Raw genomic sequence first — 24118 nt, 5'->3', positions numbered from 1 at the left:
CATTCTGTCAGGCTCACGCTTCGCAGCATCGGATTGTGCGTTGCAATATCTCAAATTGGTAAGACAAAGTGTTTTAAACAGCTTGGCCTCATCATCATGCGTTTGACGCATGTAGCCTGAGCTTGGCCGGTATGGTCATGCGATCGAAGCTATGTTCGCAGCAAAAGAGCCCCTGCGAGAAGATGCGTTCGTGAAATAAAATGCCTAAAAGGAGGTATATTTCAAAATCACGTGTCGGAGCGGGGGATTGTGATGGTCATATTTGGCATCCGCGGAACCCTGGGGGATGCTCATCGGATGCGCGGTCTCGCCGCATCCGGTCTGGGAAAAGTGAAGACAGCGCGCGATCGAGGCGCGAGCATTGTCCGATCCGGGGCGAATCAGCTTGCGATGATGCCCGGGAATCGGGCGGCGAGGGACGCTCGGTTTGCCTCCATCCAGCCGCGTTCGCGCTGGCCCCGCGGCCGATCCAGGGTGATCGTGCCGAGGAGGCTCGCCGGTCGTCCCGAGACCAGGAGCAGGCGATCGGCGATCTCGAGGGCCTCGGCCACGTTGTGGGTGACCATGAGGACGCCCATGCCGGAGCCCTCCACCGCCGCGACCACGAGGCCGCGCAGGGCCGCCGCCGCATTGTCGTCGAGGGAGACGAAGGGCTCGTCGAGGATGAGGATGCGCGGCTTCTGCGCGAGCGCCCGGGCGAGCGAGACCCGCCGGGCCATGCCCAGCGACAGAGCGCCCGGGTAGCGGCCCCGCCAGGGAGTCAGGCCGAGAGAGTCGAACAGGGCATCGAGGTTCTGGGTGCGGGCCGGTCGCGGCAGGGCGAGGCGGACGTTCTGCTCGACGGTGCGCCAGGGCAGCAGCCGCGGCTCTTGGAACGCCATGGCGATGCCGGCCTCGTCCGGCGGCGGCGTGACGCGGCCCTCGTAATCGGCGTCGAGCCCGAGGAGGATGCGCAGGGTCGTGGTCTTGCCGGCCCCCGAGGGGCCGATCAGGCAGGTGATGGCGGCCGCCGTCACCGTGAAGGCGAGGTCGCGCACCGCCTCCACGGGCTCCGGGCCGGCACTGCCATAGACCTTGCGGAGGATGTCGACCCGCAGGGCCGCGCCCGCGCCGTCGGAGGCGGGAACGGCCATCCCCTCAGCGCCAGCGTCGGACATAGGCTTCGAGCCGCTGGAGGATGAGGATGTCGATGGCGATCATCACGCTCATGAACACGATGCTGTAGCCGACGATTGCCGCCACGTTCAGGCTCTGGACGAAGTAGTAGTTGATCGCGAAGCCGACGCCGTTGGGCCGGCCGAGAAGCTCGATCACCAGCACGATCTTCCAGGCGAGCGACAGGCCGGAGCGCGCGGCGGCCACCGCGAAGGGCTGGAGCTGCGGCACCAGCACGTGCGCGATCCAGGTCCGCCGGTCGAAGCGGTAGCTGCGCGCCATCTCCTCCAGTTGCGGATCGAGGCCGCGGGCCCCCTCGCGCAGGATCACGGCGACGTTCGGCAGCTTGTTCAGGACCACGGCGACGATGGCGGCCGCCTCGTTCAGGCCGACCCAGATGTAGGCCAGCACCGTGATCACCAGGGCGGGCGTGTTGAGGAGAATGAGGAGCGGGGTGTCGAGGACGAGGTTGAGCCGGCGCGAGCGCCCGAGGGCGATTCCAAGGAGCACGCCCAGTGTCATGGCCAGGAAGAAGGAGATGCCGACCCGCGAGAGGGTGATGCCGACGTTCCACCACAGGTCGCCGGTGGCGGATTCGCGCACGATGAAGTCCAGGATCGCCAGAGGCGCCGGCAGCAGCCGCGAGCCCGCGGCCGAGGCCGCGACCTGCCACCCCGCGAGGAGGACCAGCACGGAGGCGAGACGGGTGGCAAAGCCCATCGGATCAGGGCGTCGGACGCGCGGAGGGCGGGCGCGGGGCGGCCTCAGCCATTGCCGGTGCCGTCGAAGTACAGGCCCGCGGGGAGCGTCGTACCCGCGCCGACCAGGCGCTCGCCGCCGAGCCGGGCCATCACGCTGAACAGCGTCTCGCCGTCTTTGCGCTCCGTGGCGAGGGGCCGGCGCGGGATGCCCGCGAGGAAGTCGCGCTTCAGGGCCTGGAAGGTGGCCTCGTCGTCGGCCGACATCAGGGGGCGCACCACGTCCCAGGCAGCGGGATCGTTGGCGAGGAGATCCTTGGCGGCCTTGGAGGCGCGGGCGAACCCCGTCACCGCCTCGCCCTTGTCCTTTACGGTGGCGTCGTCGAGGAGGTAGCCGATCAGGGCCATCGAGCCGGTGGCGCCGAAGGCGCGCATGATGTCGTCCGAGCCGATCAGGCGACGGAAACCCTTGGGCTCCAGGCGGGCGCAGTAGGTCCAGTACAGCAGCCCGGCATCGAGCTCGCCCTGCTCCAGCTTGAGCGCCAGGAGGGGCGGCGCGCCGAACGCGATGGTGGCCTGGGTCTCGAGGTCGATGCCGACGGTGTCCCGGGCCTGGGCCTTGAGCAGGAGCCAGTTCTTGTCGAGGGGGCCTCCGGCCACGCCGAGGCGCTTGCCCTTGAGGTCGGCCAGCGTCCGGATCGGGCTGTCGCCCGGCACCATCAGCGAGCCCTCGGTGGTCGAGTAGGGGAAGAACCGGATCGCGCGGCCCTCGTTGCCGAGCCGTGCGGCCCAGAGCAGGTCGCCCACGATGGTGTCGACCTGGCCCCCCAGGAAGGCGATCCGTGCCGCGTCGTTGCCGGCGAGCTTGACCACGTCGAGGGTGAAGCCGTTGGCGCTGTCGAGGCCGCGCGCCTTGATCACCGCCGCTTCCCAGGAGACCGTGCCGAACGGCAGGCTGCCCACCCGGAAGGACGGCCCGGCCGCCCGCGCCGGCCGGGCGAGGCTCCAGGGCAGGGGCAACAGTGCCGCCGTCGCGAGCAATCCGCGCCGTGACAGCATGAGGGACTCTCCCTGGTTTCCAAGTCGAACGCTCGGGGTGTCCCGTGAAGGCCGGCGTTGGTTGGCAATCTTCATAGGAGGTCGGGCCCAGGGCGTCCACAGGACGAATTGGCAAGTTCGACGGGCGGATGGCCGCTTCCGAACCGGCCAATCCTTCCGGATCCGGCGCGACACCTTGCGAACCGGGCGCGATCCCTTGCGCACGGCCGGGGCCGGGCGCAGAGAGTCGGCAACGCTGCGTGTTCGAGGGAGAGTGGGACCATGGCCGGCACACGGGACGACGTGATCGACGACGCCACCGTCACGGAGCGCCTCGCGCGCGAGCTTCCGGCCTGGCGCCTGGAAGAGGGCTGGATCCGGCGCACCTACAAGACCGCGGGCTGGAAGGGCACGCTGATGGTGATCAACACGGTCGGCCACCTCGCCGAGGCCGCCTGGCACCACCCGGACATCACCGCCTCCTACGCCTGGGTCGAGGTTCGGCTGACCAACCACGCCGCCAAGGGCATCACCGAGAAGGACTTCGCCCTGGCCGCCAAGATCGAGGAGGTGGTCGGCTGGCAGCCCGGCACCGAGGGCGGCGCGCTGGAGGGCACCCCCACCGATCCGCGCTTCGCCTACATCAAGTACGACAAGTAGCCGGCCGCGTTCGGGTCAGTCGGCCTGCTTCACCCGGCGGCACTCGGTCTTGAGGTAGCTCGTCTTGCCGACCTCGTCCCGCAGGTCGGTGCGCGCGATGATCTCCTGCCAGCCGTTGGTGCAGCCGAGCTCGTTGGCGACGCGGACCTTGCGGACTTCGCTGGCCTTGTCGTCGGTGCAGGCCTCGATCGGGATCCCGTTGGCGCAGACGAGGACCACGGCGATGAAGGCGTTCATGGGCGAGCTCCGGCGGTTCGTTGCCGGACAGGTACGCCACCGGCGCCCCTCCGGTCTCAATCGATCGTGAGAATGTGATCGGCGGAGAAGTCCCGCCCCTCCACCGGGTTCGCCACCCAGCGGGTCCGGCCGATCCACAGGTCGTGCCCGGCATGGAAATGGCCCGAGACCCAGAGGTCGGGCCGGTCCGCCTCGGGCAGGTCTTCCAGGGCGGTGGTGGCGTAGAAGGCCGGGACCCACCAGGGCACGCCGGGCACGTGGCGGAACGCCTCGGCCGCGCGTGGGCTCGCCGGGTGATGGGTGACGCAGACGGTCGGGCCGGCATGGGGCTGCGCCAGGGCGGCGGCCAGCAGGGCACGCTCCCGCTCATGGGCCGCCATCGCGTCGGCGGGCGACCAGGCCGTGCCGTCACCGTTGCGGATGGAGCCCCGATACTCCCGCGAGCCCGTGACCGGATCGGTCATCCGCGCGGCCGCGTAGGCGACCGGATCCGACGGCGCGTCGGCGCCGCTCTCGTCGAGCCAGAGGCCGGCCAGCGACCAGTCGCTCCACAGGGTCGTGCCGACGAAGCGGACGCCGTCGAGGACGATCGCCGCCCCGCGCTGGAGCAGGTGGATGTCCGCCCCCTCCCCGTTCAGGCGCAGTACCTCGGTCTCCAGGGCGGCGAGGAGTTCCGGAGCCGTGCGCCGGTCGCCGGTGGGCGCGTAATGCTCGTGGTTGCCCGGCACCAGGACGATCGGGCGTCCCTGCGCCAGGGTCATCAGGGCCGCGAGCCCCGATTCGGGCCTGCCCTCGTGCAGGTCGCCGGGGCAGACCAGCACGTCGAAGGGCCGGGTCGGGCGCGGGATGACGTCGAGGCGCCGGCGCTCGAGGTGCAGGTCGGAGATGGGGAACAGGCGCATGGCGGGGGCTCGAAGCCTCTCAGGGAACCGGACTCTCGGACACGGCCTTGGCCGCGCGCCACTCGGCGCGGGCGGCCTTCAGGATGTCACCCGCCGAATCCGCGTTGAGGATGGCGATGCCGGCCGCCGCGATGAGGTCGGGCCAGGCCGACAGGGTCAGGGCGGTGGCGAGGCCGGCGGCGATGATCGCCAGGTTGGCGAAGGCGTCGTTGCGGGCGGAGAGGTAGGCCGCCCGGGTCAGGCTGCCGCCGCCCGAGCGGTGGCGGGCCAACATCATCGCGCAGGTGAGATTGACCGCCAGCGCCCCCATGCCCGTGAGCGTCAGGGGGATCGGGGCCGGCGGCGCCATCGTGGCGAACTTGATCCAGGCGGCATAGGCGGTGGCGAGCGCCGGCAGGAGCAGGATGACGGCGAGGACCGCCCCGAGCCGGGCCCGGTTGCGCACGCTCCAGCCGATCCCGGCGAAGATCAGCAGGTTGATCGCCGCGTCCTCGAGGAAGTCGAGGCTGTCGGCGATGAGCGCCAGCGAGCCGATCGCCAGGGCGACCGTGATCTCGATGCCGAAATACGCGAGGTTCAGCCCGGCGACGCGGGCGACCACCGGGCGCAGGGTGGCGGACGGGGTGGGCGTGGCGGACACGGGCGGCGGCTCGTCTCGTGACGGTGCGGTCTTCAGGGGAGGTCCCCGGACCCGGGCCCGGCGCCTCGCGGCAAGAGTCTCCATGGCGCGAAGTGCCTCCGTCTGTCGAGGCTCACGACTCGGCGCGATGCTTTTCGGCTGGCGGATACTGGATTTGGCCCGCCGCCTGTGCGAGGCGAAAAGCCACGCCGCACGAGACCCGCGTGCCACACCCGAAGTCAGGGGAAACTGCCGATGATGCCCGAACTGCGCGTCCTGTACTTCGAGGATCTCGAGGTCGGCCTGTCCGAGACGCTGAACAAGGTCATCGCCTCCTCCGACGTGGTGGGCTTCGCCGAGATCACCGGCGACCGCAATCCGATCCACCTGTCCGAGCACTTCGCGGCGCGCACGCCCTTCGGCACCCGGATCGCCCACGGTCTCTACACCGCCGGCCTGATCTCGGCGGTGCTCGGCACCCGCCTGCCCGGCCCCGGCGCGGTCTATATCAGCCAGACCCTGAACTTTCGCGCGCCGGTGCGCATCGGCGACACCGTCGAGGTCACGGTCGAGGTGGCCGAACTCGTCCCGGAGCGCCGCCGTGCCCGCCTGAAATGCACCTGCTCGGTGGCCGGTGAGGTCGTCCTCGACGGCGAGGCCCTGGTGAAGGTGCCGACCAAGGCTGAGGCCGATCCCCTGGCGGTGCGCATGGGCGGGCGTCCGGCGAGCGCCTGACGCCGCCTTGGCCGCCCCTTGCCGACCCGCGCCGATCGCCATCGAGGATCCCGCCGACCCGCGCCTCGCGCCCTATACGGCGATGCGCGAGCGCGACCTCGTCGGGCGTGCCGGCCGCTTCATCGTCGAGGGCGAGGTGACCCTGCGGGTCATGCTCTCGGCCCGAGCCCGGTTCGGCCTCGAATCGGTCCTGCTGGCGCCCGAGCGCCTGGCCGGCCTGGAGGCGGCCCTGGCCCGTCTGCCCGAGCCCGCGCCCGTCTACACCGCGGCGAAGCCCGTGATGAGCGCGATCACCGGGTTTCCGATCCATCGCGGCGTCCTCGGCGTGGGCCTGCGCGGGGCGGAGGCCACGGATGCCGTCCTCCCCGGCCTGCCGCCCGCCCCGGCACCGGCCCTCGTGGTCGGTCTTGTCGGCCTGACCAACCACGACAATGTCGGCGGACTGTTCCGCAACGCCGCCGCCTTCGGGGCCGACGCGGTGCTCCTCGATGCCGGCACCTGCGATCCGCTCTACCGCAAGGCGATCCGCGTCTCGGCGGGCGCCGCCCTGATCGTCCCCTTCCTGCAACTCGCCGATGCGGACGCGCTCCTGGCCTTCGCGGCGCGTCACGCCCTGGAGCCCCTGGCCCTGAGCCCCGGCGGAGCCGAGACCCTGGCGGCCCTGGCGCCCCCCGACCGGACCCTGCTCCTCCTCGGAAGCGAGGGGCCGGGCCTGCCGCCGGACCTGATGGCGCGCCTGCGCACCGTCCGCATCGCGATGGCGCCGGACTTCGATTCGCTCAACGTGGCCACGGCGGGCGCGATCGCGCTGCATCACCTGTCCCGGGCCGCCTGACGGCGGATCGCGGGCGTCCGCGGCCCGATGGGCCGGGGATGCGCGACACTGCGCCCCCATTGCCGCCTGCACCGCTACGGTCAAGATTAGACCGCGAGCCCTGGACGGACCATGCTCCCGCGCCACATGGATGAGGCGCGTGGGCCTGTAGACGATGGAGTTTTGAGCGTTGTTGCAGTCACGGGACGGCTTGCGGACTTTGTCCGGACGCCGCGTCATCATCGTCGGTGCCGGTCCCGGCGGCCTCGCCACCGCACTCCTCCTCGCCCGCGCCGGCGTGCACGTCACGTTGCTGGAGAAGGATCCGGCGGTGGGCGGACGCACCAAGACCGTCGAGGCGCCCGGGGGCTTCCGGTTCGACATCGGCCCGACCTTCTTCCTCTATCCGCAGATCCTCGCCGACATCTTCGAGACCTGCGGCGAGCGCCTGGAAGACCACGTCAAGCTCGAGCGCCTCGATCCGCAGTACCACCTCGTGTTCGAGGCGGGCGGCGAGATCCGCGCCACGAACGACATGGACCGCCTCGAGGCCGAGGTGGCGCGCATCGCGCCGGACGACGCCAAGAACGTGCGCAAGTTCTTCGCTGACAACCGGGTCAAGCTGAAGTTCTTCAAGCCCGTCCTGGAGCAGGCCTTCCATACCCTGCGGGCCATGGCCTCCCCGGCCATGATCGCCGCCCTGCCCCACCTCCATCCGGGGCGCAGCGTCGACAAGGACCTGCAGCGCTACTTCAAGGACCCGCGGGTCCGCCTCGCCTTCGCGTTCCAGACCAAATACCTCGGCATGTCGCCGTTCCGGTGCCCGAGCCTGTTCACCATCCTGTCGTTCCTCGAATACGAGCACGGCGTCTATCATCCGGTCGGCGGCTGCGGCGCCGTTTCGGAGGCGATGGCGGGCCTCGCACGCCGGATGGGCGTCGACATCCGCCTCGGGGCGGGCGTCGAGCGGGTGCTGTTCGAGGGCAAGCGCGCCAGCGGCGTCGTCTGCAACGGCGAGACCCTGCAGGCCGACGCGGTCGTCATCAACGGCGACTTCGCCAAGGTCATCCAGGACCTCGTGCCGCAGCAGCACCGGCCGCGCTGGCGCGACGCCAAGATCGCGAAGGCGCGCCTCTCCTGCTCGACCTTCATGCTGTATCTCGGCCTCGACGGGCCGATGCCGGAGGCCCTCGGCCACCACACCATCCTGCTGTCGGAGGATTACGCCCGCAACATCCGGGAGATCACCGACGGCATCCTGCCGATGCAGCCCTCGCTCTACGTGCAGCATGCGGGCTTCACCGACGGCGGCATGGCGCCCCCCGGTCAGACCAGCCTCTACGTGCTGGTGCCGGTGCCGAACCTGAAGGCGGGCATCGACTGGAAGGGGCTACGGGAGACTTATCGCCGCCTCGTCCTCGACCGCCTGAAGCTGCTCGGCCTCGGCGACATCGAATCGCGCATCCGCTACGAGCGCATCGTCGACCCGACCGAATGGCGCGACGACTTCTTCGTGCACGAGGGGGCCACCTTCAACCTCGCCCACGACCTGATGCAGATGCTCTACTTCCGCCCGCACAACCGCTTCGGACCGGGGCTCTACCTCGTCGGCGGCGGCACGCATCCGGGCTCCGGCCTGCCGGTGATCTACGAGGGCGCGCGCATCACCGCCCGCCTCCTGATCGAGGAGCTCTCCGCCGGGCGCGTCGGGGCCGCCAGTGCCGGCATCCCGGCCACCGCGCCCCTGGCCACCTCGGGCGACGCCACTTGAGGGGGCTGTCGCGGCCCCTGGCCGGCCTCTGCGCCCTCGTCCTGGTTTCGGGGGCGGCCCGGGCGGCCTCCGTGGCGGTGGAGGTCGAGGGCATCGAGCCCGGCGGCCTTGTCTCCGTCGCCCTGTGCCAGGACGGCCTGTCCGAGGCCGATTGCCGGACCGGGCAGCAGGCCGAGCCCCAGGCCGCTGCCCAGCGCTTCGTCTTCGCGAACGTGAGGCCCGGGATCTACGCGGCGGTGGCCTATCAGGACACCAACCGCAACGGCCGCCTCGACCGGACCGGCCTCGGCCTGCCCCTTGAGCCCTACGGCTTCTCCGGCGAGTCCGTCCGGTCCGCCCGCCCCGATTTCGCGCGCGCGCGTTTCACCGTGCGGGAGCCGGGCGTCGGCGTGCGGGTTCGCCTGTCACGCGCGCTGCCGCCCCGCTGAGCGCCGCGTGAGCCTCCCTTCCGAGCCGCTCCTGCGGGTGGCCGGCGCCGCCCTCGCCTATCGCGGCACCCGCGTGCTGGAGCGCGTCGACCTCGCCCTCGGCGCCGGCGAGACCCTCGCGCTCCTCGGCCCCAACGGCGCCGGCAAGACTTCGCTGATGCGCCTCGTCGCGGGTCGGCTCGCCCCCCGTGCCGGCAGCGTCCGCGTGGCCGGCGACGATCCCCATCGGACGCCGGCGGCGCGCCGGGCGATCGGGTGGGTGCCCCAGGAAATCGCCCTCTATCCCCGCCTCTCTGTGGCCGAGAACCTGTCGGTCTTCGCCCAGCTCGCCGGCATCCCGCGGCGCGGGCGGGCCGAGGCGGTGGCGACGGGCCTCGCCCTCTGCGCCCTCGGCGAGGTCGCCCGGCGCCCGGTGGGGCTGCTCTCGGGCGGCTACCAGCGCCGGGTCAACATCGCCGCCAGCCTGATGGCGCGACCCCGCCTCGTCCTCCTCGACGAACCGACGCAGGGCGTCGACCTGCACGCCCGGGCGGCCATCCATGCCGTGCTCGCGCGCCTGCGCGAGGCCGGCACGGCCCTCCTCGTCGCCACCCACGACTTCGCCGAGGCCGAGCGCCTGGCCGACCGGGTCGCCATCCTGGCGCAGGGGCGGATCGTCACCGACGGCCGCCTGTCCGATCTCCTCGCCCGCATCCGCGCCGAGGCCCCCGAGCACGAGGCGGCCCTCGTCGCCCCCGCCGATGGGGCGGCGGAGGCGGTCCTGCGCCAAGCGGGCTTCGTGCCACTCGACACCGGCTCGACCTGGCGGGCGCGCCGCCTGAGCGGCACGCCCCGCGACGGAGCCGACCTGCTCGCCGACCTCCGGAGCGCGGGCGTGCCCATCGCCGAGATCCGCATCCGAGCCCCCGGGCTGGAGGCGGTGTATCGCGATGCGCTGGCGGGATCCGCGCCGCCGGCCGCGGACGGGCTCGCCGAACGGGAGACCCCCGCATGATCTCGGCCGCCTTCCGCGTGATGCTGCTCGGCCTGGTGCGCGACCGGGCCGCCCTGGTCATGGCCTTCGTGCTGCCCACCGTGATCTTCGTGATCTTCGCCGCGATCTTCTCTGGCGCCCTGGGCGACCGCATCCGCATCCATGTCGGCCTCCTTGACTTGGCCCGGACGCCGACGACGCAGCGCCTGATGCAGGCCCTGGAGGCGGACCCGTCCCTCCGGGTCGGACGCCTCGCCGCCTCCGATCTCGACGGCGCCGTCGCGGCGGTGCGCCGGGGCGAGGTCGACGTGGCCCTGGTGCTGCGCGGCGACCTCGAGGCCGGCTCGACCCGCGCCGACCAGCCCGTGGTGCTGATCGAAAATCCCGCCAAGGCTCTCGCCACCCCGATCGCGCTGGGCCAGCTCCAGCGCGTCCTCAACGAGGCCCTGCCCGACGTGGTTTTGGCCCGGATCGTCGCCGACGTGGAGCGCTCGGGCAAGATTGGCCCGGACGAACGGGCCTTCCTCAACCAGGCCTTCGCCGAGCAGCGCGCCCGCAAGGAGCCCTTCGCCTTCGCCTCCCTGGTGGAGCGGCGCAGCACCGCCTCGGGTGCCACCAACGATCGTGTCAGCTACTACGCGGGGGCGATCACGGCGGTGTTCCTGCTCTTCGCCGCCATGCAGGGCGCCCTCTCCCTCGTCGACGAGCGCCAGTCCGGTCTCGCCGACCGGCTGATGGCGGGGCCCGGCGGGCTCAGTGTGGTGGTGCTGGGCAAGTTCCTGTTCCTGGTGGGCCAGGGCCTCGTCCAGGCCGGGCTGATCTTCTCGGCCGCCGCCCTCCTGCACGGCGTCGACATCCTGCCCCATGCGGGCGCCTGGCTGGCGACCTCCCTCCTCGTCTCGGCGATGGCGGCCGGCCTCGCCCTGGCCGCCTGCGCGGCCTCCGCCACCCGCCAGCAGGCGCACCTGGCCGCGACCTTCGGCGTCCTCCTGCTCTCGGCGGTGGGCGGCAGCATGGTGCCCCGCTTCCTGATGCCGCCCTGGCTGCAGGAGGCCGGCTGGCTCACTCCCAACGCCTGGGCGATCGAGGCCTACCAGAACGCCTTGAGCGAGGGCTGGGCCGCGGCGCTGTCCGCCTGGGGCGTGATGGCCGCCGTGGCGGCGGCGGGGTTGGGGGTCGCGCTGGGGCTGGTGTCGCGGCAAACGAGCTAGGAAGGTACGGGCGAAGACGGCGTCGGTCCACGCCGCGACCGGTTAGCGCGTTGACCGCGCGGCCATCCGGTCTAGCTTCATGCAGGGTATGGGCTTTCGGACCGGCCCGGGGAGTGACACGAACATGCGGGCTGGGTCTTCGGTCGCCGTCGTCGGCGCAGGGTTGGGCGGCTTGGCGGCTGCCTGCGTGAGCGCCGCGCGCGGCCACACCGTTACGCTCTACGACAAGAACGACTGGCTCGGGGGCAAGGCCGCGGTCCTGCACGAGGGCGGTTTCCGCTTTGACATGGGGCCGACCATCCTCACGGTGCCCAAAGTGCTGGAGCGCATCTTCCAGGAGGCCGGGCGCAACATCCACGACTACCTGGACCTGCGCCGCCTCGATCCGCAGTGGCGCTGCTTCTTCGACGACGACACCCAGCTCGACCTCATGGCCGACGTGCCCACCATGGCCGCCGACATGGAGCGCTTCGCGCCCAACACCGGCGCGGGCGAGGGCTACAAGAAGTTCCTCGAGATCTCCGAACACCTGCACGACGTCTCGAACAAGTTCTTCTTCTGGAAGCCGGTCGAGGATTTGTTCGACACGATCAACATCCGCGCCAACATGAATCCCGGCACCCTGCGCGACGTGCTGTCCCTGCGCATGGGCTCGTCGGTCGCCGGCACCATCCGCTCGAAGGTGAAGGATGCGCGCCTCGCGCAGATGCTCGACCACTTCGTCCAGTATGTCGGCTCCTCGCCCTACGGCGCGCCCGCCGTGCTCTGCGCCATCGCCCACATGCAGACCGCCGAGGGCGTCTGGTACCCGATGGGCGGCACCCGCGCCGTGGCCGAGGCCCTGACCAAGCTCGCCTCCGAACTCGGCGCTACCCTGCGGCCCGGCGACGAGGTCACCGGCCTCGCCATCGAGCAGGGCGCGGTCAAGGGCGTGCGGACCGCCTCCGGCGTCACCCCATTCGACGCCGTGATCTCGAACATGGATTCGGTACGCACCTACCGGGAACTCGTCGGCGGCGACGTCGGCAAGTCCTACGAGAAGAAGAGCTTCGAGCCGGCCTGCTCCGGTGTCGTCCTCTATCTCGGGCTGAACAAGCGCTACGAGCACCTGAATCACCACGACTTTGTCTTCTCCCGCGACCCCGAGGAGGAGTTCGACTACATCTACCGCAAGGGCGAGCCGGCCCCGGACCCGACCGCCTACCTCGCTGCCCCCTCCTCCACCGACCCGTCGGTGGCGCCCGAGGGCGGCGAGGCGCTCTACGTCCTCGTGCACACGCCGTATCTGCGCCCGCACCACGACTGGTCGAAAATGTTCCCGGCCTATCGGCAAGTCATCCTCGACAAGCTCAAGCGCACCGGCAACATGCCCGACCTCGAGGAGCGCATCGTCGTCGAGCGCCACCTGACGCCGCAGGACATCCACGAGCGCTACAAGGTGCTCAACGGCGCGATCTACGGCCTGGCCTCGCACGGCAAGTTCATGGGCGCCTTCAAGCCGGGCAACCGCTCCCGGCAGGTCCGCGGCCTCTACCTCGCCGGCGGTGCGGCCCATCCGGGTCCGGGCATGCCGATGGTGATGATGTCGGGCTGGATCGCGGCGGATGCCCTCGACACCGATGCCCGGGGAGAGGAGCGCGCCAGCGCCTGAAGGCCCCGCGCATGTCCCGCGAGGATGGCCCCGCCCGATCGCCCGCCCTGTGGCGGTTCATGGTCGGGTATTTCGACCGCTACGTCCGACGCCACCTCAACGCCCTGCGGCTCGCCCGCTGGGGCGTGCCGGCCTGCGCTGACCATCCCGGGCCGGTGGTGGTCTACTGCAACCATCCGGCCTGGTGGGACGCCGCCGTGGTCATCCTCCTGGCCGGACGGCTGTTTCCCCGCCGCGAGAGCTATGCGCCCTTCGACGCGCGGATGCTGGAGAAGTACGCGGTCTTCGCCCGCATGGGGGCCTTCGCGGTGGACCTCGACTCGGCCCGCGGCGCCGCCCAGTTCCTGAGGGCGACGCGGCGCATCCTGGGGGCGCCGAACCGGATGATCTGGATCACCGCCCAGGGGCGCTTCCAGGACGTCCGCGCCCGGCCTCTGGGCCTGCGCGCCGGCGTCGGCCGCCTGCCCGAGATCGCACCCGACGCCCTGTTCGTACCGCTGGCCCTCGAATACGCGTTCTGGGAGGAGCGCGGTGGCGAGGCCTTCGCGGCCTTCGGGGCGCCGATCCCCGGAGCCGAGCTGCTCGCCCTGTCCCGGGCCGAGCGCCTCGCCCGGATGGAGGCGGACCTGACCGCTACCCTCGACCGGCTCAGCGCCGACGTGGTCGCGCGCGAGGCCGGACGCTTCACGCCGCTCGCGTCCGGTGCCAAGGGGATCGGCGGGATCTACGATCTCTGGCGGCGCCTCGGGGCCGTCGTCACGGGCCGGCGCTTCGAGCCGGCCCACCGCCAGAAGGGAGATCCGGTTCCGTGATGCTCGGTTTCGCGATCCTGGCCCTGGCCTGTGCGCTGCTGTCCGCCCTGGTCGCCTGGGTGAACCTCTCGATTCTGCGCACCCCCGAGCCGGATCTCGACGTCCGGGCCCGGGTCTCGGTGCTGATCCCGGCCCGCAACGAGGCCGCGGTGATCGCCGCCACCGTGCGGGCCGCCCTGTCGAGCGCCGGTGTCGCCCTGGAGGTGCTCGTCGGCGACGACTATTCCACCGACGACACCGCCGCCATCGTGGCCGCCATCGCCGCCGAGGACCCGCGCTTGCGCCTCGTCGCGATCCCGCCCCTGCCCGAGGGCTGGACGGGGAAGAACCACGCCTGCGCGCGGCTGGCGGAGGCCGCGACCGGGACGCATCTCCTCTTCGTCGATGCCGACGTGAGCCTGGCGCCCGCGGCGGCGGCGGCCCTCGCCGCCCATGCGCGCCGGACCGAGAGCGCCCTGGTGAGCGGCGTGCCGCGCCAGTTGATGGGCTCGCTGGGCGAGCGCCTGACGGTGCCGATGATCAACTTCCTGCTCCTCGGCTACCTGCCGATGGCGATGATGCGGGCCTCCCCGCGCCCCAGCCTCGGGGCCGCCTGCGGCCAGCTCATCCTCGTCGGTCGCGAGGCCTACGCGGCCACCGGCGGGCACGGCGCCGTGCGCACCAGCCTGCACGACGGGGTCGTACTGCCGCGCCGCTTCCGGCAGGCCGGCTACCGGACCGACCTCGTCGCCGGGCACGCCCTGGCGACCTGCCGGATGTACCGCGGCTTCGCCCAGAGCTGGGCCGGCTTCTCGAAGAACGCCCACGAGGGCATGGCGACCCCGCGGGCCCTGCCGGTCTGGACCCTGCTCCTGGTCGGCGGGCACGTCCTGCCCTGGCTCCTCCTCTTGGCGGCCCTGGCCGGCCTTGAATCCGGCCACGCCGCGTTCCTGGCCTTCGCCGCCGCCCTCGTCTCCCTGGCGACCCGGGCGGCGATCACCCTGGTCACCCGCGAGCCCCTGGGGACGGTTCTGCTCCACCCGGCGACGGTCCTCGTCGCCCTGGCGATCCAGTGGACCGCCCTCCTGCGGCGCAAGGGCAGCGGCACGCCTCTGTGGAAGGGCCGGAGCTACCCGATCGGCGGCCCTTGAGTCTCCGCCGCGATCCAGGCCGCGGTCTCGGGATCGGCCCCCGCCACCGGCAGGTGCAGGATGATCGGCGTCTCGTAGGGGTGGCGGGCCTTCAGGGCGGCGCCGAGGGCCTCGGCGAGGCCCTCACGGCTCTTCAGGATCGCGACGACCTCCGAGCCCTGCTCCACCGTGCCCTTCCAGGCGTAGAGGGAGAGCATCCCCGGCAGGACGTTGACGCAGGCCGCGAGGCGCAGACGCACCAGCGCCTCTCCGACGGTCAGGGCGGTGCCGGCATCCGGGAAGGTGGTGTAGACGAGAAGCGGCCGCTCCATGCTATGGGTCTCCGACCAGGGTTCCGCCGCTCCACCGGCGGGAGCGGGCCGGCGGGACTGCCGGCAGGACTGGGAACGGGACGCTGGAGCGAAGGCTCCGCGTCGGCAAGGTGGTCGGCAAGGCGGATGTGAGCCCATGGCCCGGCGTTTCGAACGGCTTGCCTTCGTCGCAAGTCCCACGGAGGACGCCCGCCAGGCGGCCGCGACCCTGATGCGGCGCTACGACCACGTGCCGCCCGACGAGGCCGACGTGGTGGTGGCGCTCGGCGGCGACGGGCTGATGCTCCAGACCCTGCACCGCTTCATGCATGCCGGCACGCCGATCTACGGCATGAACCGCGGCACCGTCGGCTTCCTCATGAACGAGTTCCGCGAGGACGGGCTGATCGAGCGCCTGGAGAACACCAAGCGCAGCATCATCCACCCGCTGATGATGGAGGCCGTGGACACGGAGGGGCGCCGGCACCAGGCCCGCGCCCTGAACGAGGTCTACATGCTGCGCCAGACGCACCAGACCGCCAAGCTGCGGATCTCAATCGACGGTCATGTCCGCCTGCCGGAGCTCATCGCCGACGGCGTGCTCGCGGCGACCCCGGCGGGGTCCACCGCCTACAACCTGTCGGTGGGCGGCCCGATCCTGCCCCTCAACGCCCGGCTCCTGGCCCTGACGCCGATCTCGGCCTTCCGGCCCCGGCGCTGGCACGGGGCCCTGCTGCCGGACTACGCCCGCATTCTCATCGAGGTGCTCGACGCCGCGCACCGCCCGGTGGCGGCGGTGGCCGACCACACCGAGTTTCGGCGGGTCTGCACGGTGGAGACCTGGCTCGACCACGCCACCAACCTGACCCTGCTGCACGATCCCGGCCACAGCCTCGACGAGCGCATCCTGCGCGAGCAGTTCGGCTGATCGCCCCTCAGGCGGCGAGGCGCGCCCGGTCCTCGCGGTAGCTGGCGATCAGCGCCTCGGGGATCGCGTCGAGCACGACCTCGGTGGCGAGGGCACGGCGCCGGGCGCGGCTGCCCTCGAACTCGGCGAGCAGCGCGTCGGAGAGTCCGTCGAGGATCAGGCCCACCGGGTCGGTGCGCCCCGTCTCGACGTCGGCTGGCGCCTCGGCCGGCACGACGGCCCGGATCGCCACGACAGGGGCGACGTCCGATTCCACCGGCGCATCCGGGGTCGGCAGGTCCGCGACGACGGGCGGCGCCTCCGCAGCGGAGTCGACGGCCACCGGCGCGGTCTCTTCCTGGATCGCTTCCGAGGTTCCGTCCAAAGCCGCGCGCGCGATCGCCGCGACGGTCTCGGCGACCGGTTCGGGGGCTGCGGCGGCCGGCGCGGCCTCGAGGACCTGCGGGGCGTCCCAGTCGGCCAGGACCTGGCGCTGGGCCTCGCGCCACTCGGCGTCGAGGATCTCGCGCTCGATCCGCAGGATCTCGCTGCGCTCGGCCTCGGCGGCGAGTTCGCGGGCGAGCACCCGGGCCTCGTCGCGGGCAGCCTCCGCCTCGAAGCGGGACAGGAGCGCCATGACGCTCTGCGCCTCCGCGAAGGGCATCGTCTCGCAGGCGGTCAGCGCCCGCTCGATCATCAGGCGCGACAGGCCCGCCCCGGCGCTGGCGATGGCGCCCTGCCCCGCCTCGCGCCAGGCCGACAGCGCGGCGCTGAAGGCCGGCAGCAGCACCGGCGGAAGGCCGGCTTTGCGGTGCAGGGCCGCGAAGGCGGCGGTGGAGGCATCGTGCATCAGCCCGGCCACCCGGCGGACGGGGAGGCCGGCGAGGTCGGCCAGGGCCATCTCGGCGAAGGCCATGTTGCCGGACAGGATCGCCCGCAGCAGCAGGCCGGCATTGAGCTGGCCGCAGGCCTTCAGGTGTGCGACGAGCCGGGCGAGGTCGACGGGATGGGCCTCGGCGCAGAAGGCCAGGGTCGTGCGCTCCTGCGCCTCGCGGCTGGCGCGCGCGCTGCGGGCCGGGGTGAGCCAGCCGGAGGACACCGCGAAGGCGGAGAGGGATTCGGCGAGGCGCGTGGTCACGCTCTGGCGCACCTCGAGGGGCAGGTAGGGCCGGGCCAGGACCGCCTCGCGCAGGGCGGCTACGTCGCCGTGGCGCTCCACCATCCGCATCAGGCTGCCGGTGGTGATGTGGGCACTGCGGTTGCGGGCGAGCACGACCAGGGCCTCGGGCTCGGCGATCTCGACGAGCGCCCCGGCGACGGCCGGCGACAGGTCGATCCGGCCCGCGATGGCGCGGCGGGCGGCGAGGCACCCGATGGCGACGCCGTCGACGAGGTCGGCGTCGCTCAGCACGGGCGAGCGGGCGAGCACCAGGGTGGCGATCTCGGCCTGGTCGCCCGCCAGCGCCACGATCAGCGGACGCGGGGCGTTCGCGCAGGCGGCGCAGGCCTCCGCCAGGGCTCGGCGCACCAGGCTGGAGGGGTCGTCCAGGAGGGCGAGGAGCGCGGCCTCCGCCTCCCAGGCCACGTCCTCGCCGAGGCCGTCGTAGAGGTAGGCCCGGGCCAGAGCACCCGCGGCCTCCGCCCGTCGCGCCGCGGAGGTGTGCTGCGTCCAGGCGAGGAACTGGCGGATGATCATGAGCCGCTCCGGATCGTGAAGAGGGACAGGTCGAGGGGGGCGCCGGGGCGGGACGACTGGCCGGAGGCGCCGAACTCCGCCGGACGGCGCGGCGGCAGGGGGGCTCCCACCAGGGCCGCGGAGGCGGCCGGCACGGGATTGGCGGCAATCGCCGGCGCGGCGACGGGGCTCGCGCCCCCGGTCATGCTCTCGGTGCCGTCCGAGCGCGGGAAATAGGTCGGCGCCGCGCGAGCCGGCTCCGGCCGAACCGCATCGGTCCCGCCGCTGCGCCCCTGCCAGAGGCGGGCGACCCCGGCCGAGACGCCGCCCTGCTGGCGCGGATCCGTCTGGAACATCGAGCGCAGGCCGCCCTCGTTGAGGGAGGCGTAGGCGGTGGTGCCCTCGGGCAGGCTGATCGTGGCGGCGGGTGTAGCCGGCGCCGCGCCCGTGCGGGCCGCGGCGAGGTGGGCGTAGAGCTCGGCCGCGCCACGGGGGCGGCCGCCTCTGTCGTAGAACAGGACGCGATTGGCGGCCGCCGCCTCCGGCATGTCGAGGGCGGCGGCCCGGGCCGGGCTTGCCTGGGCGGTGGCGATGAGGGCGGCGGCGCCGCGCGCGCCGAGGACGTGGGCGGCGTAGAGGTCGCCGCCGGTGGGCTCGCGCCCGAGGGCGCCGGTCAGGGCTTCCCGGTTCTGCTCGGTCAGGGCCCCCGCCAGGGTCGCGGCGATCCGCGGATCGCGGCGCAGGTCGAGGATGGTCTGCTTGGCCGCCGGATCACTCACCGCGTAAGTGCCGTCGGCGCTCCGGGTGATCGCGTCCGCGTAGGTCCCGAGGCCCAGGCGGGGGCCGGCGGTCTTCAGGGTGCCGAGCCAGGTCTGCTCGATGAACTGGAACAGGCCGGTGGCCGAGGAGGTGCCCGCCTTGGCGGAGGGGTCGAGGGCGGATTCGCGCTGGGCCGTGGCGAGCAGGTAGTCGAAGCCCGCGCCGGATGTCTGCGCCCCGTCGCGGATCGCCTCGATGACCCCGCTCGACGCCCCCGTGCGCCCGGCGGCGCCGTCGCGCGTGCCCAGGTCCCGGCTGGCGCCGGGATCGCGGGCAGTGGCGGGGGGCGTGGTGAAGAGGAACATGGCCGTCCGGCTGGGGGCGGACCCAGGCGCCGCCCCGACGGCAACTTTGTTCTCCCTATGGTAAAGGAAGATTGAAGAGCCGGCTCGCGCACGATGCCCGATTTCAGGATTGGCCCCCGCCGGACTGGTCTTCACCCGCGAAGGCCAAGTCCTCGTCCGCCCAGCCGCTCAGGCCGCCGAGCATGAGCTTGACCGGGCGCCCGAGCTCGGCGAGCCGCAGGGCCGCCCGGTCGGCTCCGTTGCAGTGGGGCCCGGCGCAGTAGACCACGAACAGCGTGTCGGCGGGCCAGGCGGCGAGGCGCTCGGCCGTGATCAGCCGGTGCGGCAGGTGCACGGCGCCGGGGAGGTGACGGCGCCGGAACGCCGCCGCCGAGCCAACGGCGTGCAGCAGCACGAAGTCGGGCGGGCCGGCCTCCAGGGCCGCCGCCACGTCGGCGCAATCGGTCTCCAGCTCCAGGCGACGCCGGAAGTGATCGCGGGCGATGGCGGGCGGACAGGCGGGTATGGCGGTCACGGGGCTCATCGTCGGTCTCCGGCGTAGGGGACGACAGAGCTAGCAGGAGGCGCGGCCCTTGGCGGCGGCCCGGATTGCCGATTAGCGTCGCGATCATGCCAAAATCGCAGGCGCGCCTGTCCCCCGCCGACCGTCTCGTGGTGGTGCTGGCCTATGACGGCCTCTGCACCTTCGAGTTCGGCGTCGCCGTGGAGATCTTCGGCCTGCCCCGTCCCGAGATGGGGCCGGACTGGTACCGCTTCGCCGTGGCCGGGCTCGATCCGGGGCCCATGCGGGCCGAGGGCGGCGTGCGCCTCCTCGCCGATGGCGGGCTCGATCTCCTGGAGCGTGCCGGCACCATCGTGGTGCCGGGCTGGCGGGGTGCGGACGAGCCGGTCCCCGAAGCCCTCTCCACCGCCCTGCGGGCGGCCGCGGCCCGCGGGGTGCGCATCCTGTCGATCTGCTCCGGGGTCTTCGTGCTCGCGGCGGCGGGCCTGCTCGAGGGGCGCCGCGCCACCACCCATTGGCGCCATGCCGAGGCCCTGGCCGCACGCCATCCCGGCATCCGCTTCACCCCCGACGTGCTCTACGTGGACGAGGGCGCGATCCTGACCTCCGCCGGCTCGGCCGCCGGGATCGACCTCTGCCTGCACCTCGTGCGCCGCGATTTCGGGCCGGCCGCCGCCAATGCCGTCGCCCGGCGCCTCGTCGTTCCGCCCCACCGGGACGGCGGCCAGGCCCAGGTGGTCGCGGGTGCGGTGCCGACGCTCCACGAGGCGGCGCGGATCGGGCCGCTGCTCGATGCCATGCGGGCGGCGCCGGCCCGGGACTGGCCGGTCGCCCATCTGGCAGACCGTGCGGGCATGAGTCCCCGAACGCTCCTGCGTCGCTTTTCCGCCGCCACCGGCACGACGCCGGCCCGTTGGCTCCTCGATCTGCGCCTCGCCCGGGCCCGTGACCTGCTGGAGCAGGCGGACCAACCGCTCCAGGCCGTCGCCGAGGCGGCGGGCTTCGCCACCGCAGCGACCCTGCGCCAGCAGTTCCGCCGGCGTTACGCGGTGACGCCCGCGGCCTACCGGGCTGCCGCGCGCCCGCGACCTTGACGCCGCGCCGCCGAGCGATGGCCCACCAACGAAAAGCGCCCCGGAGGGCAATGGGTCGGATCTGGAAGGGTTGGGAATTTGGAGCGGGCGAAGGGATTCGAACCCTCGACCCCAACCTTGGCAAGGTTGTGCTCTACCCCTGAGCTACACCCGCTCACAACCGCGCCGCTGGTGGGAAAGACCCGCCGGCGGCCCCGGACGGCGTCTCTAAACACCATTCCGTCGGGCGTTGCAAGCGCTGAATCCCGGCGCTCGCCCTGCGGGCCGTTTGCCGGCATCGCACCGCCCCTCAGGGCTGCCACTGCGCGGGCGGGGGCAGGCCCTCGCGGATTTCACGCAGGCGCGCGCGGGTGGCGTCGGTGGTCTCGGCCGGGAGCGCATCGAGGGGGAAGAAGCCGCAGGCGGCGATCTCGCGGTCGGGCTGTTTCGGCGCCCGCACCGCGAAGGCGGCGGCCACGTAGAGGGCGACGTGGTCGCGCCCGGCCCCCGTGCGGCTGTGATAGAAGCCGTGCAGCCGCAGAGGATGCACGGGATCGACGACGATCTCGGCCTCCTCGCGGAACTCCCGGACCATGGCCGTCACCGCGCTCTCGCCGGCCTCGATGCCGCCGCCGGGCAGGTGCCAGCCCGACACGTAGGTGTGGCGGACGAGGCAGACCCGGCCTTCGGCGTCGATGGCGACGCCGCGAACACCCAGGGTCATGCCGCGCGTCGCCAGGGCGCCGTAGTGGATCAGGCGCCGCATCCAGGGGCGTTGCAGGAGCATGCGGCTCAGACGACGCGCAGGCGGATGGCGCCGAGGCCCTCGATGGCGGCCGTCATCGTCTCGCCGCGCCGGACGGCGCCGACGCCCGACGGGGTGCCGGTGAAGATGAGGTCGCCCGGGTGCAGCTCGAAATAGGTCGAGAGCAGCGCGACCTGCTCCTGCGTCGACCAGATCATCTCGGAGAGGTCGCCGCGCTGGCGCTCGCCCGCGTCCACCGCCAGCGTGATGGCGCCTCGCGCGGGATGGCCGATGGCCGAGGCCGGGTGCAGCGGTCCGATCGGCGCCGAGGCATCGGCGGACTTGGCGAGGTCCCAGGGGCGCGCCAGGCGCTTGGCCTCGTCCTGGACGTCGCGCCGGGTCATGTCGAGCCCGACGGCGTAGCCGTAGACGTGGTCGAGGGCGGAAGCCTCCGGGATGTCGCGGCCGCCCAGCCCGAGGGCCGCCACCATCTCCACCTCGAAGTGGTAGTTCTCGGTGCGCGGCGGATAGGGGTGGTCCACCGGATCGTCGCCCGTGATGATCTGCAGGGCATCGGCGGGCTTCATGAAGAAGAACGGCGGCTCGCGGTCGGGGTCCTTGCCCATCTCGCGGGCGTGGGCGGCGTAGTTGCGACCCACGCAGTAGACCCGCCGCACGGGAAACAGGTCGTCGCTGCCGACGATCGGAAGGGCGATGCGGGGCGGGTTCGGGATTACGGACAGCATGGGTCTCCAACCTCTTCTCTCGGCGGATGCGGCGCGGCGCCCGGTCGCTCGCCCTGCACAGGACGCCGCGCCATCCCTATCATAGGCAGCGGGCCCGGCCGCGCCATCCTGCCGCGAGCCGAGGCCTGCCGTTGCGAGTTCCGTGGTGACCGACCCCTCCCGCCTGCTGGCGCACCTCGCCGCGCGTCTCGGCGCCGCCCACGTCCTCACCGACCCGGCCGACCTCGCGCCCCACCTCGCCGAGACCCGCGGGCTGCGGCGTGGACAAGCCCTGGCGCTGGTACGGCCCGCCGACACCGCCGAGGTCGCCGGCGTGGTCCGTGCCTGCGCCGAGGCCGGGGTGCCGGTGGTGGCCCAGGGGGGCAACACCGGCCATGTCGGCGGCGGCCTGCCGCAGGGGGGCATCGTGCTGTCGATGACACGCCTGACGCGCCTGCGGGCGATCGACCCCGTCAATGCCAGCATCACCGTGGAAGCCGGCATGGTGCTGGCCGACGTCCAGGCGGCCGCCGAGGCCGCCGGCCTGCTGTTCCCGCTCTCGCTGGCCTCCGAGGGGTCCTGCCGCATCGGCGGCAATCTCTCCACCAATGCGGGCGGGACCGCCGTGCTCGCCTACGGCAACGCCCGCGACCTCGTCCTCGGGCTCGAGGTGGTGCTGGCCGATGGCCGGGTCTGGAACGGGCTGAAGGGCCTACGCAAGGACAATGCCGGCTACGACCTCAAGCACCTGTTCCTCGGCTCGGAGGGAACGCTTGGGCTGATCACCGCCGCGGTGCTGAAGCTCTTTCCCCGGCCGACCTCCCGCGCCGTGGCCTTCGTCGGCCTCGCCTCGGCCGAGGCCGCCCTGGCGCTGTTCCGGCGCTTGCGGGCGGAGGCCGGCCCGACCCTGACCGCTTTCGAGTACATCGCCCCCTTCGGGCTGGAGATCGTCCTGCGCCACCGGGCCGGGGCCCGTCGGCCCCTGGCCGGGGCGCACGGGGCCTACGCGCTGGTGGAGCTCTCCACCACCCGACCCGGCGAGGACGCGGCGACCTTGATGGAGATGCTGCTCGCCCGGGCGCAGGACGCGGGGCTCCTCGAAGATGCGGCTCTGGCGGCGAGCGAGGCGCAGGCGAACGCCTTCTGGGATCTGCGCGAGAGCCTCTCCGAGGTCCAGAAGGCGGAAGGCGGCTCGATCAAGCACGACGTCTCGGTGCCGCTCTCCCGCCTGCCCGAGTTTCTCGCGCGGGCGACGCGGGCCTGCGAGGCGGCGATGCCCGGTCTGCGCGTCTGCGCCTTCGGGCACTTCGGTGACGGTAACATCCACTTCAACCTCAGCCAGCCCATGGGCATGGACCGCGCCGCGTTCCTCGCCGCCTGGGAGCGCTTCAACCGGATCGTCCACGACATCGTCGCCGGGCTCGGCGGCTCGATCGCGGCCGAGCACGGCGTCGGCCTCCTGAAGCGCGACGAACTGGCGCGCTACGCCGACCCGGTGGCCCTCGACCTGATGCGCAGCCTCAAGGCCGCCCTGGACCCGGCAAACATCCTCAACCCGGGCAAGGTTCTGCCCGACCGCCGGGCCGGCGAGGGGGCGTCATTCGGCTTTTTCGAAGGCTCAACAAAAATTTAGGCGGAACCGGACCGGGCCCGTCCGGATTGCTGTTGTGCGGCGCACAAAGACTTGCCAGATTATCGACGGCAATGCGCCATAAATCGGCTCCGCTGCGGGCGGAGGAGGTTGCACGACAACGGCGCACGGCTGGTTGCAGTGCGGTGGGTTAGGCCGGTCTTAACCCTTCCGCCCTCTCTTGGACGAGAGAACAGATCAGACGTCGCGATCGAAGACCGAGCAGGAGACACGTTCGATGCCGACTTCCCAGGCGAGAGTCCCGACGGCCGAGGCGAGCCGCTACCTCAAGCAGCTCTGCCGTCACTGGAGCCACAAGTTCCCAGTGGAAGCCACCGAGGAGGCCGGCCGGGTGCCCTTCGGCGAGGACCGCGTCTGCACCTTCGAGGCCGGCCCCGACGCCCTGCTGATGCGGGTCGCGACGCCCGATCCGGCTGCCCTGACGCGCCTGGAGAACGTGGTCTCCGACCATCTCCTGCGCTTCGCCTTCCGCGAGAACCTCGGCGAGATCACCTGGTCCCGCGCGGCCTGAACCCACGCCGTGGCCGGCTCGCCCGGCCTGCGTCCACCGAGGGTTGACCTGCCGTCCCGGGACCTGATCTTGAGCGCACAG

General features: G+C 72.4%; 26 protein-coding genes and 1 tRNA gene. 14 read left to right on the top strand and 13 right to left on the bottom strand.

Translation table 11 applies throughout. The features are described 5' to 3' along the window. Nucleotides 1-380: 380 nt before the first annotated feature. The 3 genes from AC6EUL_RS07010 to AC6EUL_RS07000 are packed head-to-tail and all read right to left on the bottom strand — an operon-like array spanning nucleotide 381 to nucleotide 2912. Nucleotides 381-1157 carry an ABC transporter ATP-binding protein gene (locus AC6EUL_RS07010; protein ID WP_056382746.1) on the bottom strand — a complete coding sequence of 259 codons (777 nt, stop codon included), beginning with the start codon at nucleotides 1155-1157 and terminating at the stop codon, nucleotides 381-383. Continuing rightward, entirely contained in the window at nucleotides 1138-1875 is a 738-nt protein-coding gene (locus AC6EUL_RS07005; RefSeq protein ID WP_056220251.1) for an ABC transporter permease, read from the bottom strand. Before AC6EUL_RS07005 ends, AC6EUL_RS07010 begins: the two co-directional genes overlap by 20 nt. Nucleotides 1876-1919: 44 nt before the next feature. After that, entirely contained in the window at nucleotides 1920-2912 is a 993-nt protein-coding gene (locus tag AC6EUL_RS07000; protein ID WP_056382741.1) for an ABC transporter substrate-binding protein, read from the bottom strand. Nucleotides 2913-3173: 261 nt separating this feature from the next. Between AC6EUL_RS07000 and AC6EUL_RS06995 the strand changes: the two genes are divergently transcribed. Continuing rightward, on the top strand, nucleotides 3174-3551 hold the full coding sequence (locus AC6EUL_RS06995; protein ID WP_056382738.1) for a 4a-hydroxytetrahydrobiopterin dehydratase: 378 nt from the start codon (nucleotides 3174-3176) through the stop codon (nucleotides 3549-3551). A gap of 15 nt (nucleotides 3552-3566) precedes the next feature. Here AC6EUL_RS06995 and AC6EUL_RS06990 read toward each other — a convergent pair whose 3' ends face one another. Genes AC6EUL_RS06990 through AC6EUL_RS06980 form a run of 3 tightly spaced genes read right to left on the bottom strand, consistent with a single transcriptional unit; the run spans nucleotide 3567 to nucleotide 5330 of the window. Beyond that, nucleotides 3567-3788: a hypothetical protein gene (locus AC6EUL_RS06990; RefSeq protein WP_055949561.1), complete on the bottom strand. Its 222-nt coding sequence runs from the start codon at nucleotides 3786-3788 to the stop codon at nucleotides 3567-3569. Between the two features lie 56 nt (nucleotides 3789-3844). Further along, nucleotides 3845-4690 (bottom strand): metallophosphoesterase, encoded by an 846-nt coding sequence (locus tag AC6EUL_RS06985; protein ID WP_056220241.1) that lies wholly within the window; start codon nucleotides 4688-4690, stop codon nucleotides 3845-3847. Between the two features lie 19 nt (nucleotides 4691-4709). Next, nucleotides 4710-5330 (bottom strand): cation efflux transmembrane domain-containing protein, encoded by a 621-nt coding sequence (locus AC6EUL_RS06980; RefSeq protein WP_056220238.1) that lies wholly within the window; start codon nucleotides 5328-5330, stop codon nucleotides 4710-4712. A gap of 234 nt (nucleotides 5331-5564) precedes the next feature. Here AC6EUL_RS06980 and croR point away from each other — a divergent pair, with 234 nt between their 5' ends. From croR to AC6EUL_RS06935, 9 genes are all read left to right on the top strand, one after another. Next, complete coding sequence (gene croR / locus AC6EUL_RS06975) at nucleotides 5565-6044, top strand: 3-hydroxybutyryl-CoA dehydratase (protein ID WP_055949554.1); 480 nt, start codon at nucleotides 5565-5567, stop codon at nucleotides 6042-6044. 82 nt (nucleotides 6045-6126) lie between these two features. Beyond that, nucleotides 6127-6879, top strand: coding sequence for a TrmH family RNA methyltransferase (locus tag AC6EUL_RS06970; RefSeq protein WP_499869671.1), 753 nt, complete (start codon nucleotides 6127-6129; stop codon nucleotides 6877-6879). Nucleotides 6880-7048: 169 nt separating this feature from the next. Further along, complete coding sequence (crtI, locus tag AC6EUL_RS06965; RefSeq protein WP_499869601.1) at nucleotides 7049-8629, top strand: phytoene desaturase family protein; 1581 nt, start codon at nucleotides 7049-7051, stop codon at nucleotides 8627-8629. Then, nucleotides 8626-9057: a DUF2141 domain-containing protein gene (locus AC6EUL_RS06960; RefSeq protein WP_244472513.1), complete on the top strand. Its 432-nt coding sequence runs from the start codon at nucleotides 8626-8628 to the stop codon at nucleotides 9055-9057. Before crtI ends, AC6EUL_RS06960 begins: the two co-directional genes overlap by 4 nt. 7 nt (nucleotides 9058-9064) lie before the next feature. Further along, nucleotides 9065-10051, top strand: coding sequence for an ABC transporter ATP-binding protein (locus tag AC6EUL_RS06955; RefSeq protein ID WP_056382734.1), 987 nt, complete (start codon nucleotides 9065-9067; stop codon nucleotides 10049-10051). Then, on the top strand, nucleotides 10048-11241 hold the full coding sequence (locus AC6EUL_RS06950) for an ABC transporter permease (RefSeq protein ID WP_499869598.1): 1194 nt from the start codon (nucleotides 10048-10050) through the stop codon (nucleotides 11239-11241). Before AC6EUL_RS06955 ends, AC6EUL_RS06950 begins: the two co-directional genes overlap by 4 nt. Before the next feature lie 124 nt (nucleotides 11242-11365). Then, nucleotides 11366-12892, top strand: coding sequence for a phytoene desaturase family protein (locus AC6EUL_RS06945; protein ID WP_056270573.1), 1527 nt, complete (start codon nucleotides 11366-11368; stop codon nucleotides 12890-12892). Nucleotides 12893-12903: 11 nt separating this feature from the next. Next, complete coding sequence (locus tag AC6EUL_RS06940; protein ID WP_056270571.1) at nucleotides 12904-13704, top strand: lysophospholipid acyltransferase family protein; 801 nt, start codon at nucleotides 12904-12906, stop codon at nucleotides 13702-13704. Further along, nucleotides 13704-14834 carry a glycosyltransferase family 2 protein gene (locus AC6EUL_RS06935; RefSeq protein WP_499869669.1) on the top strand — a complete coding sequence of 377 codons (1131 nt, stop codon included), beginning with the start codon at nucleotides 13704-13706 and terminating at the stop codon, nucleotides 14832-14834. Before AC6EUL_RS06940 ends, AC6EUL_RS06935 begins: the two co-directional genes overlap by 1 nt. On the opposite strand, the gene cutA is transcribed toward AC6EUL_RS06935, so the two are convergent. Then, the gene (gene cutA / locus AC6EUL_RS06930; RefSeq protein WP_499869595.1) at nucleotides 14813-15145 is read right to left on the bottom strand and encodes a divalent-cation tolerance protein CutA; all 333 of its coding nucleotides are present in this window, start codon (nucleotides 15143-15145) and stop codon (nucleotides 14813-14815) included. The genes AC6EUL_RS06935 and cutA overlap by 22 nt on opposite strands. A gap of 136 nt (nucleotides 15146-15281) precedes the next feature. Between cutA and AC6EUL_RS06925 the strand changes: the two genes are divergently transcribed. Further along, nucleotides 15282-16052, top strand: a complete 771-nt coding sequence (locus AC6EUL_RS06925; RefSeq protein ID WP_056220208.1) for an NAD kinase — start codon at nucleotides 15282-15284, stop codon at nucleotides 16050-16052. A gap of 7 nt (nucleotides 16053-16059) precedes the next feature. Here AC6EUL_RS06925 and AC6EUL_RS06920 read toward each other — a convergent pair whose 3' ends face one another. The 3 genes from AC6EUL_RS06920 to AC6EUL_RS06910 all read right to left on the bottom strand — a co-directional run bounded on the left by AC6EUL_RS06920 (nucleotide 16060) and on the right by AC6EUL_RS06910 (nucleotide 19353). Next, nucleotides 16060-17727 carry a DUF2336 domain-containing protein gene (locus AC6EUL_RS06920; RefSeq protein ID WP_499869593.1) on the bottom strand — a complete coding sequence of 556 codons (1668 nt, stop codon included), beginning with the start codon at nucleotides 17725-17727 and terminating at the stop codon, nucleotides 16060-16062. Beyond that, nucleotides 17724-18830 carry a lytic transglycosylase domain-containing protein gene (locus AC6EUL_RS06915; RefSeq protein ID WP_499869591.1) on the bottom strand — a complete coding sequence of 369 codons (1107 nt, stop codon included), beginning with the start codon at nucleotides 18828-18830 and terminating at the stop codon, nucleotides 17724-17726. The genes AC6EUL_RS06920 and AC6EUL_RS06915 overlap by 4 nt, the downstream gene beginning before the upstream one ends. Before the next feature lie 103 nt (nucleotides 18831-18933). Continuing rightward, complete coding sequence (locus AC6EUL_RS06910) at nucleotides 18934-19353, bottom strand: rhodanese-like domain-containing protein (RefSeq protein WP_499869589.1); 420 nt, start codon at nucleotides 19351-19353, stop codon at nucleotides 18934-18936. An 86-nt stretch (nucleotides 19354-19439) separates the two neighbouring features. On the opposite strand from AC6EUL_RS06910, the gene ftrA reads away from it, so the two are divergent. Beyond that, nucleotides 19440-20426 carry a transcriptional regulator FtrA gene (gene ftrA, locus AC6EUL_RS06905; protein ID WP_499869588.1) on the top strand — a complete coding sequence of 329 codons (987 nt, stop codon included), beginning with the start codon at nucleotides 19440-19442 and terminating at the stop codon, nucleotides 20424-20426. A gap of 79 nt (nucleotides 20427-20505) precedes the next feature. Here ftrA and AC6EUL_RS06900 read toward each other — a convergent pair. The 3 genes from AC6EUL_RS06900 to AC6EUL_RS06890 form a co-directional block, all read right to left on the bottom strand. Continuing rightward, nucleotides 20506-20580 (bottom strand) — tRNA-Gly (locus AC6EUL_RS06900). A 135-nt stretch (nucleotides 20581-20715) separates the two neighbouring features. Then, nucleotides 20716-21192 carry an NUDIX domain-containing protein gene (locus AC6EUL_RS06895; protein ID WP_499869587.1) on the bottom strand — a complete coding sequence of 159 codons (477 nt, stop codon included), beginning with the start codon at nucleotides 21190-21192 and terminating at the stop codon, nucleotides 20716-20718. Nucleotides 21193-21197: 5 nt separating this feature from the next. Beyond that, nucleotides 21198-21896 carry a fumarylacetoacetate hydrolase family protein gene (locus AC6EUL_RS06890; RefSeq protein WP_499869585.1) on the bottom strand — a complete coding sequence of 233 codons (699 nt, stop codon included), beginning with the start codon at nucleotides 21894-21896 and terminating at the stop codon, nucleotides 21198-21200. A 145-nt stretch (nucleotides 21897-22041) separates the two neighbouring features. On the opposite strand from AC6EUL_RS06890, the gene AC6EUL_RS06885 reads away from it, so the two are divergent. Beyond that, a complete protein-coding gene (locus AC6EUL_RS06885; protein WP_499869583.1) occupies nucleotides 22042-23508 on the top strand; it encodes an FAD-binding oxidoreductase in 1467 nt (488 codons plus the stop codon). 235 nt (nucleotides 23509-23743) lie between these two features. Then, nucleotides 23744-24037 carry a DUF2218 domain-containing protein gene (locus tag AC6EUL_RS06880; protein WP_056220187.1) on the top strand — a complete coding sequence of 98 codons (294 nt, stop codon included), beginning with the start codon at nucleotides 23744-23746 and terminating at the stop codon, nucleotides 24035-24037. Nucleotides 24038-24118: the final 81 nt, after the last annotated feature.

The sequence above is a fragment of the Methylobacterium sp. 001424705 genome, from assembly GCF_059816145.1.
This window is presented reverse-complemented; position numbering and strand designations above follow the sequence as displayed.